This is a genomic window from Kaistia dalseonensis (genome assembly GCF_030814715.1).
Taxonomy (GTDB): Bacteria; Pseudomonadota; Alphaproteobacteria; order Rhizobiales; family Kaistiaceae; genus Kaistia; species Kaistia dalseonensis.
This window is the reverse complement of record NZ_JAUSVO010000007.1, coordinates 124282-137769: the sequence shown is the minus strand read 5'-3', so window position 1 is coordinate 137769 and position 13488 is coordinate 124282. Positions and strand designations below refer to the sequence as shown.

The following is a 13488-nucleotide window of genomic DNA, read 5'->3' as shown; positions in this document are numbered from 1 at the left end:
CGGCGCCAAGCACGCCACGAGATGCGCCGTGAGCGTTTGGCGAGCGCGGTTCGAGGCGGATATCGTGGAAATCCCGCTGCCGCCTCACCAATATCGGCTTATGCCAGGTGCTCGGTGGCGCGACCGAGGCGCCTCATTTTTTGGCAAGAGCGCGATGACGCCACGCGGGCGTGCAGAAATCGTCGCAGGCACCAAATTGCCCGCTCTGGTCGTGTCAGACGCGGCCACAAAAGCGCGTCTGCACATAGTATAGTCAATTGCTGCTTTTTTAGTAGGCGACTCGTTCAAAGCGTGCGCTTCACATGCTATATGATTGTTCCACCTGACGCGTTTCTGCGCGTCAAAACACGGAGCAAAACCATGAACACGAACCACCAGAGGGAGTCGGCCAAGATCTACGAATTTCCTCGCGTTCGCACGATCGGCGGCCGCCGCTCGGCGGACACCCGGCTGGCCGCGAACCTCGATCTCGAGCTGCCCTACGCGTCCTATGCCGACTTCGGAAGCTGGTATCACGAAGAAGCCGTCCAGCAGGACGCCAAGCCCGTCAAGAGCTGAAGCTCTCAGGCATCCAACGCTGCTGCTGATCCGCGCTGCGGGTTATGCGACCTGACGACCATCCGTCCCTCAAGGCGACGGGTGTGCCACAAGCAGGATCCGGCCACGATCAGCGACATTGATCGCCGTGCAGCCGGATCGATGGCGGCGCCTCGTTAAGCGCACGCTTTGTGATGAGGGCTAGCCGCCGGCAGCCGCCAGTTCGTCACGAACAATCTTCCTCAGATCATCGATCGACGTCAGCTTGCCATTGTGATGGACGTGCCAGAACGTCCAGCCATTGCAGGCATCGAAGCCCTGCACCAGCGCACCGACGCGGTGAATCGATCCGACGAGATTGCCGGCCTCGAGCGAGGCGTCGGCCCGCACGCGCGCCTGATGGCGGCCGCGGGCATCGGTCAGGACGGCGCCGGGAACGATCAGCCCCATCTCCAGCAAGGTGCCGAAGGGAATGCGCGGTTCGGCACGCTTGCCCTTCAGGAGTTCGAGCGCGGCCGCTGGCGCGGTCTCGACCGCGGCGATCCGTGCGGTCGCAGCATCGATATAGGCCTGCTCCCGCTCGACGCCGACGAAATGACGGCCGAGCCGCTTGGCGACGGCACCGGTCGTGCCGGACCCGAAGAAGGGATCGAGGATCACGTCGCCTGGCTTCGACGAAGCGAGCATGACGCGGGCGAGCAGCGCCTCCGGCTTCTGCGTCGGATGGATCTTGTGCCCGTCGCCATCCTTCAGCCTTTCGCCGCCTGTGCAGATCGGCAGCAGCCAGTCGGACCGCATCTGGACGTCGTCGTTGAACGCCTTCATCGCCTCGTAATTGAAGGTGTAGCGGGAGTTCTGGTTACGCGAAGCCCAGATCATGGTCTCGTGCGCATTGGTGAAGCGCTTGCCACGAAAATTCGGCATCGGGTTCGTCTTGCGCCAGACGATGTCGTTCAGGAGCCAGAAGCCGAGATCCTGCAGCATCGTGCCGACGCGGAAGATGTTGTGATAGGAGCCGATCACCCAGAGGGCGCCATCGGGCTTGAGCACACGGCGCACCGCCAGCAGCCAGGCCCGCGTGAAGGCGTCATAGGCCTCGAAGCTCGCAAACTTGTCCCATGCATCGTCGACCGCATCGACGACCGACTGATCCGGACGGGTGAGCCCACCTTCGAGCTGCAGATTATAGGGCGGATCGGCGAAGACGAGATCAACGGACGCCGAAGGAAGCCGCTCCAGCGCAGCAACACAGTCGCCCTTGATGATCGTGTCGAGCCAGATCGCCCGCTCGTCGAGCGCGACCTTATCCCGTGCGACTGACTTCATTCCCCGAACTCCCCAACGCGATACGCTTTCATCGCTATGGTTAGCGAACAGGGTGAAGACCGCGTTAGGAAGCATGGTTAATCAAACCTTGCCGCCCAACACGGCTTGTAGGCAGAGGTCTCCAAAGACATCGTTTCGCCGAATCTCTTCCGCTATTGTCCGATTCGAAATGGCCCGCGGCCGGGCCCCGTCCCTTGAGGCCCGTATGATCTCCCGTCTGCTTACGCCCGTTCTCGCCGCCTTCATCGGCCTCGCCATCGCCGCGCCCGCCATGGCCGATGACGCGATGCTGGTTCTCGACGCTTCCGCCTCGATGGGCGGCAAGCTCGGACGCGATCGCAAGATCGACCTCGTGTCCGATGCGGTGCTGGCGGCTGTCGCTGATTTCCCGACTGAAGCGCGGATCGGCCTGCTCGCCTTCGGCAACAAGAGCAAGACAAGCTGTTCAGATGCGGAAGTCCTGGTCAGGCCCCAGCAGAACGGCAATGACCTCGTCGCCGCAGCCGCCGCTTCGCTGCAGCCACGCGGCAAGGCGCCGCTCGCCGTCGCTCTCGAACGGGCCGCCAACGCGCTCGACTATCAGAAGGAGCGCGCAACGATCGTGCTCTTCGTCGACAAGGTGGAGGCCTGCGACGCCGATCCGTGCGTTTTGGCGCAGTCGCTGAAGAGCCGGGCGCGCGACCTCACGATCGAGGTGATGGGCCTCGGTCTCGATGACAGCGAGATTCCCGCTGTCGCCTGCATCGCCGAGAAGACCGGCGGCAAATTCGTCAACGTCAAGGACAGTACCGACCTCGCCGGCGGTCTCGCCGCGGCATTGGCGAGCGCCAAGGCGCCACCGCCCAACCTGCCATCCGCATCGATCGATGCCCCCGCGACCGTCACGCAGTCGACCGTGTTCGAGGTTGGCTATGATGGCCCGAAGTCGAAGGGTGACCGGATCCAGATCGTCTGGCCCGGCCTGCCGGCCGGATCGGAGATCCGTAGCGTGCTGGTCGCCAAGGACGGCAAGCACCGCCAGCTCATTTCGCCGTCCGAAGCGGGAACCTATGAGATCCGCTATTATCATCCCGAACTGAACGCCGTGCTGTCCTCGCGCACCCTGGAGGTGACGACGAAGCCGGTGAGCGTCATGGCCCCCGACCATATCGCGGCCGGCGCGCCGCTCTCCGTCAGTTGGTCGGGTCCGGCGGCGCCTTTCGACGAATTGCAGATCGTTCCTGTCGATGGCCTCGGAACGACCAAGATCGCGTCTGCAACCGTGAACAAGAGCGGCCAGCCGATCCTGTTCGATGCGCCGATCCAGGCCGGCACTTACGAAATCCGCTATCATCAGGCGGCCGACGACCAGATCGGCGCCAGCGCACGCATCACCGTCGATCCGCCATCCGCCACACTCAGGGCGCCCGCGACGGCAACCGCCGGAAGCCGCATCGCGGTCGAATGGACTGGCCCCGCCGCCCGGTTCGACGACATTGCCGTGGCGAAGGCCGGCTCGGCGCCGGCGGATTGGCTCACCAATGCGCGCGTTCGTCCTGATCGCGGCCAGGTCAGTATCGCCGTCCCGCAGCAGCCCGGCCAATATGAGCTGCGCTATATCGCAGGTGATGGCGCCGCGATCTTTGCCGCCATACCGCTGACGGTCCAGTGACACCGGCAGGCGGCCCCGAATGCGGAGCTGCCTTGCATGATCCAGCCAAGACAGGCCCGGATCGATCTGCTAGATAGCGCCAAAATCAACACGACCGGACCTTTCCAATGCTCGTCATCTTCGACTGCGACGGTGTGCTCGTCGATTCCGAAATTCTGGCTTCGCGCGTCGACAGCGAGCGTCTCTCCGCGATCGGCTACGACATTTCGATCGAAGAGATGTCGCATCGCTTCGCCGGGCTGACCTGGGATCGGATCGCCAAGCTGATCGAAGCCGATATGGGCCGCTCGCTGCCGGAGAACTTTCACACCGAGACCGACAAGGAACTCGACCGCCGCCTCGGCACCGAGCTCAACATCATTCCCGGTGTCCAGGAGATGCTCGACCGGCTCGACTATCCGCGCTGCATCTGCTCGAACTCTTCCCCCGAGCGGCTCAGGATCTCCCTGACGCATACGAAGCTCTATGACCGGTTTCGCCCCTATGTCTTCTCGGCGGTGGCCGTGCGCGACAAGCGGCCGAAGCCGGCACCCGACGTGTTCCTGCACGGTGCGGCAGAATTCGACGTCGATCCGCGCCAATGCGTCGTGATCGAGGATTCGACGCATGGCATTCACGGCGCCAAGGCGGCCGGCATGCGCGTTGTCGGCTTCACCGGCGGCTCCCACTCCTGGCCCGGCCATGCCGACGCGCTGACCGCCGCCGGCGCGGAAACGGTCATCAACCGCATGTCTGACCTTCCCGCCGTGATCGAGGCGCTCGCAGCCTGGGACGGGGTCGACATCTGACGCGGGGACTGCGCTCGTGACGGTCCGTCTTCGCGCGCATCACCTGCTCTGCATGCTGACTTATGTCGGCAAGGGCTACACCGCCGATTTCTGCACCAATTATGACGCCATCGCCCTTCGCCTCGGCGCAGGCGAGGACATCGTCATGGTCGATGGGCCGGACGATATCTGCCAGCCGGTCGTCGACGCCGCCGATACGCATTGCCACAATGAGAGCGTGATCGAACGGGATGCGGCAGCGGCGACCGTAATATCCCGCCTGCTGCATCAAACGCTATCGGCCGGGGCAAGCCTCTCGCTTGACATTGCACTACTCAAGCGGATGCGCGACGCCTTCGCAGCCGGCACGACGCGGACAGGATGCGGCGGCTGCCAATGGATCACGCTCTGCGACAGGATCGCGGATGGTGGCTTCGAGGGCGTGCGGCTGACGGCGAAATGACCATCATGGTTATCAGCCTGGAACGCGACAACCCTACCCACACCCATTTCCGTCATCCCGGGCGAAGCGAAGCTGAGACCCGGGATCCATGCAGCCGTGACGTGAATAGCTCGCAAAGTTGTGCTGAATGGATCCCCGCTTTCGCGGGGATGACGGATGTGAAACGGAGACGCCGAACCTGAAAAGCGGCCGAACGCGCGCTCCCCTACTCCGCCGCTTCCGACCAGGGCTCCGGCTTCTCCCATTTGAGCTTCGGCGAACGCGCGGCCCGCGTCTCGTCCAGCCTCCGGCGCGGCGCATAGAGCGGAGCCTGATGGAAGCGCTCGACGTCGCCCGACTTCGCCTTCATCACGAGATCGCGCAGCGTCGCCACGAAGAGGTCGAGCGAGGCCTTCGATTCCGATTCCGTCGGCTCGATCAGCATCGCGCCGTGGACGACGAGCGGGAAATACATCGTCATCGGATGATAGCCCTCGTCGATCATCGCCTTGGCGAAATCGAGCGTCGTCACGCCCGTCCCATCGAGGAACGTATCGTCGAACAGCACCTCATGCATGCAGGTGCGGTCGCCCGAGGGCTGGCTCATCAGGTCGCGCAGGCCGGCACGGACATAGTTCGCATTCAGCACGGCGTCTTCCGAGGCCTGCTGGAGCCCGTCGGCGCCATGCGACAGCATGTAGGAGAGCGCGCGGACGAACATGCCCATCTGGCCGTGGAAAGCGACCATGCGGCCGAACGGTGTCTCGCCGGCCTGAAGCTCGCTTTCATTCTCGACCAGCACGGGACCATCGGCCTCGACACGGATGAAAGGCAGCGGTGCAAAGGCCGAAAGCCGCTCGGAGAACACCACCGGACCGGCGCCGGGTCCACCGCCGCCATGCGGGGTCGAGAAGGTCTTGTGCAGGTTGATATGCATCGCGTCGACGCCGAGCTCGCCGACCTTGGCCTTGCCGACGATCGCGTTGAAATTGGCGCCATCGCAGTAGAAGAAAGCGCCGGCCGCATGCACGGCTGCCGCGATCTCGACCACGTCGCGCTCGAACAGGCCGCACGTATTCGGATTGGTCAGCATGATCGCCGCGACTTCGGGCGAGAGCAGAGCCTTGACCGCCTCGGGATCGACCGTGCCATCGGGGCGCGCGGGAACGGTGACAACCTTGAAGCCGATCGCCGCCGCCGTCGCCGGATTAGTGCCATGCGCCGATTCCGGCACCAGCACGATGTTGCGGTTCTCGCCCTTGGCGCGGACGGCGGCCTTGATCGCCATCATGCCGCAGAGCTCGCCATGCGCACCGGCCTTGGGCGAGAGCGCCACCGAGGTCATGCCAGTCATTTCGAGCAGCCAGCGGCCAAGCTCGGCCATCAGCTCGACGGCGCCCTGCACGGTCGAAAGCGGCTGCAGCGGATGAATGTCGCCGAGGCCGGGCAAGCGCGCCATCTTCTCGTTGATGCGCGGATTGTGCTTCATCGTGCAGGAGCCGAGCGGATAGAGCCCGCTGTCGATCGAATAGTTCTTCTGGCTCAAGCGCACATAATGGCGCATCGCCTCCGGCTCGGAGAGGCCCGGCAGATCGATCGAGCTCTTGCGCGCATGCTTGCCGAGGCGCTCGGTGAACGGCGCCGGATCGTCGAAATCGACGCCGGTCACATCGTTCCGCCCGATCTCGAACAGCAGCGCCTCCTCGATCTGAAGCGCGCGGTTACCCGTGAAGGTCTCGGGAGCCGAGGTCTCGGGCGTGGTGGGCGCCGTCGGGCGGCCTTGGGTGTTCATGGCCATCACAGCACCTCCCTCAGCGCCGCGACCAGGGCGGCGCGGTCTTCATCCGTGTTCACTTCGGTCGAGGCGACGATGAGCAGATTGGCGAGTTCCGGCTTGCCCGGTTCGAGCCGGGAGACAGGAACACCGGCGAGAACGCCCTTGGCCGCCAGTCCCTCGACGATCGCCGCCGCATCGCCCGGTAGGCGCAGCGTGAACTCGTTGAAGAACGAGTCATTCAACAGGCTTACGCCCGGAAGCTCGGAGAGTGAATCAGCCAGCCTCACGGCATTCGCATGGTTGATGCGCGCCAGCCGGACCAGGCCAGCCTCGCCCAGGAGCGTCATATGAATGGTGAAGGCGAGCGCGCAGAGGCCTGAATTGGTGCAGATGTTCGACGTCGCCTTGTCGCGACGGATGTGCTGCTCGCGGGTCGAGAGGGTCAGCACGAAGCCACGGCGGCCCTCGGCGTCGACGGTCTCGCCACAGAGGCGGCCCGGCATCTGGCGGACATATTTCTGGCGGGTCGCAAACAGGCCGACATAGGGGCCGCCGAAGGTCAGCGGATTGCCGATCGACTGGCCTTCGCCGACGACGATGTCGGCCCCTTGCGCGCCGGGCGATTCGACGAGGCCGAGCGAGACGATTTCCGTGACAACGGCCACGAGCAGCGCACCGACCTCATGCGCCTTGGCGGCGATCGGCGCCAGGTCGATGAGATGGCCATAGACGGACGGGCTCTGCACAACGACACAGGATGTGTCCTTGTCGATGGTGGCGAGGATGTCTTCCGTCGAGGTCGGATCGGCCGGCAGTGCGGCGACGACATCGCCCGCCATGTCCGAGAGCGATTCCACCACAGCGCGATAATGGGGATGCAGGCCGCCGGAGAGGATCGCCTTCTTCCGCTTGGTGACGCGATGCGCCATCAGCACGGCCTCGGCCGTCGCGGTCGAGCCGTCATACATGGAGGCGTTGGCGACATCCATGCCCGTCAGATGCGCCACCTGCGTCTGGAACTCGAACAGGACCTGCAGCGTGCCCTGGGTGATTTCCGGCTGATAGGGCGTGTAGGAGGTCAGGAATTCCGAACGCTGGATCAGATGATCGACCGTGGCGGGCACATGATGCTTGTAGGCCCCGGCGCCGACGAAGAACGGCACCGATGAGGCGGGCATGTTCCTGGCCGCAAGCCGCCCCAGCGTCCGCTCGACGGAAATCTCGCTCGCAGCCTTGGGCAGGTCGAGACCATGGACACGAAGGTCGGCCGGAATGTCGGTGAAGAGATCATCGACCGAGGCAACGCCGATGCTCGCCAGCATCGCCTGCCTGTCAGTATCGGAATGGGGGAGGAAGCGCATTGATTGGTCCTTGGTCCGGTGTCGGCGTTCCAACCGGTTCGTCATGGCCGGGTTTGTCCCGGCCGTCCGCGCCCTGCTTCAAGCGCCCGGCCTGTGCGGCCAAGCGCGAGAAAGACGAAGATTGCCCGAGACAAGCCCCGGGCATGACGCTCTCGAGTTGGTTGGAGCGCGAGATGGGTCAGCCCGCCTACAGCGCCTCGACGAACGCCTTGTAAGCCGCTTCGTCGAACAGCTCGGCAAGTTCGCCGCTGTCGCTGAGCACGATCTTGAAGAACCAGCCGTCGCTCTCGGGCGCCTCGTTGATCTTGGCCGGCTCGTCGGTCAGCGCCGCGTTCACCTCCTGCACCACGCCGGAAACCGGCGAGAAGACGTCGCTCGCCGCCTTGACGGATTCGACGACGGCCGCTTCGCCGCCCTTGGTCAGCGTCGCGCCCACCTCGGGCAGCTCGCAATAGACGACGTCGCCGAGCTGCGACTGCGCGTAGTCGGTTATGCCGACGGTCGCGAGATCGCCGTCGATGCGGATCCACTCATGATCCTTGGTGAAATAGGTGGTCATGTCAGGTTTTTCCCGAAGGCAATGGTTGAGGGTCAGGATGCAGATTTGCGGAAATAGCGGTGCGGCACGAACGGCAGGGGCTGAACCGTCGCAGCTAGATCCTTGCCGCGGACGACGAGCGTAACGGCGGTTCCAGGGAGAGCCGAATCGGCGGCCACATAGCCCATGGCTATCGGACCACCCACAGTCGGGCCGAAGCCGCCGGAGGTGATGATGCCAATCGTCACGCCGGCGGCATCGCGGATCGCGGTGCCCTCGCGGGCCGGCGCCTTGCCGTCAGGGCGAATGCCGACGCGAAGACGCGGGGCACCATCGGCGAATTCGGCCAGGATGCGATCGGCACCGGGGAAGCCGCCCTCGGTCCGGCGGCGCTTCGCGACGGCAAAGCCCAGATCGGCTTCGGCCGGCGTCGTCGCCTCGTCAATGTCATGGCCATAAAGGCAGAGGCCTGCTTCCAGACGGAGCGAATCGCGGGCGCCGAGACCGATCGGCGCGACCTCGGGCTCGGCGAGCAGCGCGCGCACCAATGCCTCGGCATGATCCGCCTTCACGGAAATCTCGTAGCCATCCTCGCCCGTATAGCCGGAGCGGCTGATCGCGCAGTCGATCGCGTCGAACGCGGCATTCGTCGCCGTCATGAAGCCCATGCCGGCGGCCATCGGGCAATGCCGCGCCATGACCGCCGCCGCCTCCGGCCCCTGCAGCGCGACCAGCGCGCGATCATCGGCGATTTCGAGACGCACGCCTGCGGGCAGGTTCGCCGCAATGTGAGCATAGTCGATCGTCTTGCGACCGGCATTGACGACCAGATAGAGCGTGCCGTCCTCGGCGGGATCGAGCGGGCGCGTCACCATCAGGTCGTCGATGATGCCGCCTTCCGGCGTGGTCAGCAGCGTGTAGCGGACGCGGCCGAGCCCGAGCGATTGGAAATCGCCCGGCGTCAATGCCTCGAGCGCCCGCGCGGTCGTGGCGTGATCGGGGCCGATGAGAAAGGCCTGCCCCATATGCGAGACATCGAAGAGGCCGGCATGCTCGCGGGTCCAGTTGTGCTCGGCCAGGATGCCTGTGGGATACTGGACCGGCATGGAATAGCCCGCAAAGGGCACCATGCGCGCACCAAGCTCGCGATGCAGCGCCGCAAGCGGCGTCTCGAGCAGAATTTCCGAATCGGGGGCGTCAGCCATGCACCGGTTCCTCGTCAGGGGTTACAAAGCACGGCGAGGCCGAAACCGGCCTTTCCGCGCCCCCTCTGTCCGAGAACCTGAGAGATTTCCCATGCCTGTCTCAACGACACGCATGGCTGCTCCTTCGGTGAGCCCACTGAAGGGCTGCTTTCCAGAGCGTCGCCGACCGTCCGGTCCATGAGCCTGAGAGTTTCCGGGGCGGTTGCTCCTTCGGCGCCGTCGAGGCTCATCACCTCGCCGATCTCTCCCGGCGGTCGTTCAGCCTGCGGTTTGAAGCCGCCGACTCGATCGGATCGCGACGATGATCCGATCTGAAATCACTGTAAGGACGGCATCGGCCGAGTCAATCGCCCGGACGATGCGGCGCTTTAGCCCTTCTTGCTGTCGTCGAAGCCGATATAGATGCGGAAATCGGTATTGCCGGGCGAAACCGGCACCTCGATCCCGTCATCGACCTTGATGAAATCGCCACTGAAATCAGGCGCCTGCAGGTTGACCGCAACCTTGTTCAGCTCCGACTTCAACACCTTGTCGGTGCCCTGCATCACGACCACGCGCAGCGGCAGGTTGATCGTGCCGGCCTTGGCCGCCGGGCCGCCGACAACGCGGCCCTGCACGCCGACCTTGACGATGACGCCATTGGTGCCCTGCCGGCATTCGCGCGCCGTATTGACGATCGACGCCTGGTAGATGACCGCCGGCTGCGTGCCGGTTGCCTGATCCGTCCGTTGCGGCGCCTGATGCACGACCAGAGCCTCGGTGCCGGGACGGATCATCAGGGGCGGACAGTCGACGTCGGCAACCTTGCCGAAATTCTGCGCGTTCAGGATGATGGAACCGTCCTTGGTGGTCTGGAGCCCATCTGGCGCGGTGACGGTTGCCGCGGGAGACGTGTTTTCACCGCCCATGCCCATGCAGGCAGAAAGCAGCGCGGACAAGCCCGCGACGGACACAAAAATCGTAAGGCGGCGGAGCTGAGCCACGCCACGGGCAGTCGAACGAAGCATCCCGATAATCCTCGACGCTGGAGCGCGTTCTCTATAACAGTCCATTCGATCTTTGGCGACTTAGTGGCCGAGCACCCTGCTTGCCCACCGAAGCGCGCGAAGATAGGGTATGATTTAGATGGCTTGCCACAGGAAAGCCGTCATGTGGAGGGCGTCTCTTCCGTGAAATATGTGAGCACGCGCGGCCTAGCTCCTGCGCTCGGCTTCTCCGATGTTCTCCTGGCCGGACTGGCGCGCGACGGCGGTCTCTACGTGCCGGAGACATGGCCATCCTTTTCGCCGACCGATCTATCCGCATTGGCTGGCAAGCCCTATGACGAGATTGCCTTTACGGTGATCCGCCCCTTCGTGGACGGCGAGATCGCGGATGCCGATCTCGCCCGGATGTGTTCGGAGGCTTATGCCACCTTCCGGCATCCGGCCGTGGCGCCGCTCGTGCAGACCGGTCCGAACGCCTTCATCCTCGAACTCTTCCACGGCCCGACGCTCGCGTTCAAGGATGTCGCGATGCAGTTGCTCGCGCGGCTGATGGACCATGTGCTGTCGAAGCATGGCCGGCGCGCGACGATTGTCGGTGCCACGTCGGGCGATACGGGCGGCGCGGCGATCGAAGCCTTTCGCGGCCGCGCTTCGACCGATGTCTTCATTCTCTTCCCCAAGGGCCGCGTCTCGCCGGTGCAGCAGCGGCAGATGACGACCGCTGCCGACGCAAACGTCCATGCCGTGGCCGTCGAAGGCACATTCGACGACTGCCAGGCGATCGTGAAGGGACTTTTCAACGATCATCGGTTCCGCGACCGGGTGGCGCTTTCCGGCGTCAACTCGATCAATTGGGCGCGGATCGTCGCACAGGTCGTCTATTACGTGAGCGCGGCGCTTTCGCTCGGCGCTCCGGCGCGCAAGATTTCGTTCACGGTGCCGACCGGCAATTTCGGCGATGTGTTCGCCGGCTATGTCGCCAAGAAGATCGGCCTGCCGATCGACAAGCTGATCATCGCCACCAACACCAACGACATCCTGGCGCGCGCACTCGAAAGCGGCCGCTATGAGACGACAGGCGTCGTCCCGACGCAGTCGCCGTCGATGGACATCCAAGTCTCCTCGAACTTCGAGCGGCTGCTCTTCGACGCGACCGGACGGGATGGTGAGGCGATCCGCCGCCTGATGGACGGGCTCGGCCAATCCGGTGCGTTCACGATTCCGGCGGCAGCCCTCGGCGCAATCCGGGAGGAATTTGCGGCCGGCCGGACCAGCGAGGCGGAGACGGCCGAGACCATGCGGCAGATGCTGGCAGAGGCCGGCTATCTGGCCGATCCGCATACGGCCGTAGCGCTGTCCGTTGCGGCGCGCCAAGGCGACTCGGCGACGCCGATGGTGACGCTTTCGACGGCGCACCCCGCGAAATTCCCGGCCGCCGTCGAGGCGGCAACTGGTGTTCGGCCCGCCCTGCCCGTCTGGCTCGGCGATCTCATGGCGAAGGAGGAGCGTTTTTCGGTCCTCCCCAATGATATCGGCGCCATCGCCCGCTTCGTCGAAGCGCGCGCCCGTGCCGTCGGTGAAAGGGTGGAGACATGATGGTCCATTGCGCGGTTGCACGGGCATGACAGTTCAGGTGACGACGCTACCGTCGGGCCTTACGGTCGCGACCCACGAGATGGCTCATCTCGAGAGCGCCGCGCTCGGTATCTGGGTCGGTGCAGGCTCACGGCTTGAACAGCCCGAGGAGCACGGCATCTCGCATCTGCTCGAGCATATGGCGTTCAAGGGGACCGCCCGACGCTCGGCGACCGACATTGCCGAGGAGATCGAGGCCGTCGGTGGTGAAGTCAATGCCGCGACCAGCGTCGAGACGACGTCCTATTATGCGCGAATCCTCAAGAATGACGCGGAACTCGCCGTCGATATTCTGGGCGATATCCTGTGCAATTCGGCCTTCGATGCCGAGGAGCTGGCGCGCGAGCAGCATGTGATCGTGCAGGAAATCGGCGCCTCACTCGACACGCCCGAAGATCGCGTCTTCGACTTCTTCGTCGAGAGCGCCTTCCCGGAACAGGCCCTCGGCCGCACCATCCTCGGCACGGCAGAGACCGTGCGCCGGACGAGTTCGGCGAACCTCTCCTCCTATCTGGATCGCCATTATCACGGGCCGTCGATGGTCTTGTCGGCCGCTGGCGCCGTCGACCATCAGGCGATCGTGCGCTATGCCGAGGAGCATTTCGCGAGCCTGCCCTCCAGCCCACTGCCGGAGCCCGCCAAGGCGCTCTATCGCGGCGGCGACATGCGCGAAAAGCGCAAGCTGATGGAGGCGCAGATTCTGCTGGGCTTCGAGGGGCTCCCCTACGCCTCCGAGGACTTCCATGCCGTGCAGATCCTCGCCTCGCTGCTCGGCGGCGGCATGTCATCGCGTCTCTTCCAGGAAGTGCGGGAAAAGCGCGGGCTCTGCTACTCGATCTATGCCTTCCACTGGAGCTTCGCCGATACCGGCATTTTCGGCATCCATGCGGCGACCGGCGCGGATGACATCGACAAGCTGATGCCGGTTCTGCTCGGGGAGCTCGAGCGGTCCAGCCAGGACCTCACCGAGGCCGAGCTCGGGCGCGCCCGGGCGCAGATGCGGGCCAGCCTGCTCATGAGTCTCGAAAGCCCCGCCGCACGCGCGGGCCAACTCGCGCGGCAGATGCTCTTGTTTGGCCGGCCGATTCCGGTCGACGAACTCGTCGCCCGCATCGACGACGTCAGTGTCGAGCGCGTCCGCAACCTCGCCCAAACCCTGTTCACGGGAAGCGCACCGACCGTCGCGGCCATCGGGCCGATCGACAAGCTGGCCAGCCGAGACCGCATCGCCGCGCGGCTCGGATCTCCGGTCGAGGCCTGACG

Annotated in this window: 12 protein-coding genes and 1 riboswitch; of the genes, 6 read left to right on the top strand and 6 right to left on the bottom strand. The window is 64.7% G+C overall.

What is annotated here, in order from left to right; translation table 11 throughout:
* Nucleotides 1-360 precede the first annotated feature (360 nt).
* On the top strand, nt 361-558 hold the full coding sequence (locus QO014_RS22390) for a DUF2735 domain-containing protein (protein ID WP_266350985.1): 198 nt from the start codon (nt 361-363) through the stop codon (nt 556-558).
* Nucleotides 559-738: 180 nt separating this feature from the next.
* Here QO014_RS22390 and QO014_RS22385 read toward each other — a convergent pair whose 3' ends face one another.
* On the bottom strand, nt 739-1863 hold the full coding sequence (locus tag QO014_RS22385; protein WP_266350984.1) for a site-specific DNA-methyltransferase: 1125 nt from the start codon (nt 1861-1863) through the stop codon (nt 739-741).
* A 205-nt stretch (nt 1864-2068) separates the two neighbouring features.
* Here QO014_RS22385 and QO014_RS22380 point away from each other — a divergent pair, with 205 nt between their 5' ends.
* The 3 genes from QO014_RS22380 to QO014_RS22370 all read left to right on the top strand — a co-directional run bounded on the left by QO014_RS22380 (nt 2069) and on the right by QO014_RS22370 (nt 4744).
* Nucleotides 2069-3514, top strand: a complete 1446-nt coding sequence (locus QO014_RS22380) for a VWA domain-containing protein (RefSeq protein ID WP_266350983.1) — start codon at nt 2069-2071, stop codon at nt 3512-3514.
* A gap of 107 nt (nt 3515-3621) precedes the next feature.
* Nucleotides 3622-4302 carry an HAD family hydrolase gene (locus tag QO014_RS22375; RefSeq protein ID WP_266350982.1) on the top strand — a complete coding sequence of 227 codons (681 nt, stop codon included), beginning with the start codon at nt 3622-3624 and terminating at the stop codon, nt 4300-4302.
* A 16-nt stretch (nt 4303-4318) separates the two neighbouring features.
* Nucleotides 4319-4744, top strand: coding sequence for a DUF1284 domain-containing protein (locus QO014_RS22370; protein ID WP_266350981.1), 426 nt, complete (start codon nt 4319-4321; stop codon nt 4742-4744).
* A 205-nt stretch (nt 4745-4949) separates the two neighbouring features.
* Here the strand turns inward: QO014_RS22370 and gcvPB are convergent, their stop codons facing one another.
* From gcvPB to QO014_RS22345, 5 genes are all read right to left on the bottom strand, one after another.
* Complete coding sequence (gene gcvPB, locus QO014_RS22365; protein ID WP_370877195.1) at nt 4950-6521, bottom strand: aminomethyl-transferring glycine dehydrogenase subunit GcvPB; 1572 nt, start codon at nt 6519-6521, stop codon at nt 4950-4952.
* Nucleotides 6521-7861: an aminomethyl-transferring glycine dehydrogenase subunit GcvPA gene (gene gcvPA, locus QO014_RS22360; protein ID WP_266350980.1), complete on the bottom strand. Its 1341-nt coding sequence runs from the start codon at nt 7859-7861 to the stop codon at nt 6521-6523. The genes gcvPB and gcvPA overlap by 1 nt, the downstream gene beginning before the upstream one ends.
* A 187-nt stretch (nt 7862-8048) precedes the next feature.
* A complete protein-coding gene (gcvH, locus tag QO014_RS22355; protein ID WP_266350979.1) occupies nt 8049-8420 on the bottom strand; it encodes a glycine cleavage system protein GcvH in 372 nt (123 codons plus the stop codon).
* A 32-nt stretch (nt 8421-8452) separates the two neighbouring features.
* Complete coding sequence (gene gcvT / locus QO014_RS22350) at nt 8453-9604, bottom strand: glycine cleavage system aminomethyltransferase GcvT (RefSeq protein ID WP_266350978.1); 1152 nt, start codon at nt 9602-9604, stop codon at nt 8453-8455.
* A 55-nt stretch (nt 9605-9659) separates the two neighbouring features.
* A riboswitch (glycine riboswitch) is annotated at nt 9660-9769 on the bottom strand.
* A gap of 203 nt (nt 9770-9972) precedes the next feature.
* Complete coding sequence (locus tag QO014_RS22345; RefSeq protein ID WP_266350977.1) at nt 9973-10611, bottom strand: hypothetical protein; 639 nt, start codon at nt 10609-10611, stop codon at nt 9973-9975.
* Between the two features lie 162 nt (nt 10612-10773).
* On the opposite strand from QO014_RS22345, the gene thrC reads away from it, so the two are divergent.
* Nucleotides 10774-12186, top strand: a complete 1413-nt coding sequence (thrC, locus tag QO014_RS22340) for a threonine synthase (RefSeq protein WP_266350976.1) — start codon at nt 10774-10776, stop codon at nt 12184-12186.
* A gap of 25 nt (nt 12187-12211) precedes the next feature.
* The gene (locus QO014_RS22335; protein WP_266350975.1) at nt 12212-13486 is read left to right on the top strand and encodes a M16 family metallopeptidase; all 1275 of its coding nucleotides are present in this window, start codon (nt 12212-12214) and stop codon (nt 13484-13486) included.
* Nucleotides 13487-13488: the final 2 nt, after the last annotated feature.

Excerpts from the sequence above, each read along its gene's own strand:
- QO014_RS22390 (WP_266350985.1), top strand. The coding sequence starts at position 361 with ATGAACACGAACCACCAGAGGGAGTCGGCCAAGATCTACGAATTTCCT.
- QO014_RS22385 (WP_266350984.1), bottom strand. The coding sequence starts at position 1,863 with ATGAAGTCAGTCGCACGGGATAAGGTCGCGCTCGACGAGCGGGCGATC.
- QO014_RS22380 (WP_266350983.1), top strand. The coding sequence starts at position 2,069 with ATGATCTCCCGTCTGCTTACGCCCGTTCTCGCCGCCTTCATCGGCCTC.
- QO014_RS22375 (WP_266350982.1), top strand. The coding sequence starts at position 3,622 with ATGCTCGTCATCTTCGACTGCGACGGTGTGCTCGTCGATTCCGAAATT.
- gcvPB (WP_370877195.1), bottom strand. The coding sequence starts at position 6,521 with ATGGCCATGAACACCCAAGGCCGCCCGACGGCGCCCACCACGCCCGAG.
- gcvPA (WP_266350980.1), bottom strand. The coding sequence starts at position 7,861 with ATGCGCTTCCTCCCCCATTCCGATACTGACAGGCAGGCGATGCTGGCG.
- gcvH (WP_266350979.1), bottom strand. The coding sequence starts at position 8,420 with ATGACCACCTATTTCACCAAGGATCATGAGTGGATCCGCATCGACGGC.
- gcvT (WP_266350978.1), bottom strand. The coding sequence starts at position 9,604 with ATGGCTGACGCCCCCGATTCGGAAATTCTGCTCGAGACGCCGCTTGCG.
- QO014_RS22345 (WP_266350977.1), bottom strand. The coding sequence starts at position 10,611 with ATGCTTCGTTCGACTGCCCGTGGCGTGGCTCAGCTCCGCCGCCTTACG.
- QO014_RS22335 (WP_266350975.1), top strand. The coding sequence starts at position 12,212 with ATGACAGTTCAGGTGACGACGCTACCGTCGGGCCTTACGGTCGCGACC.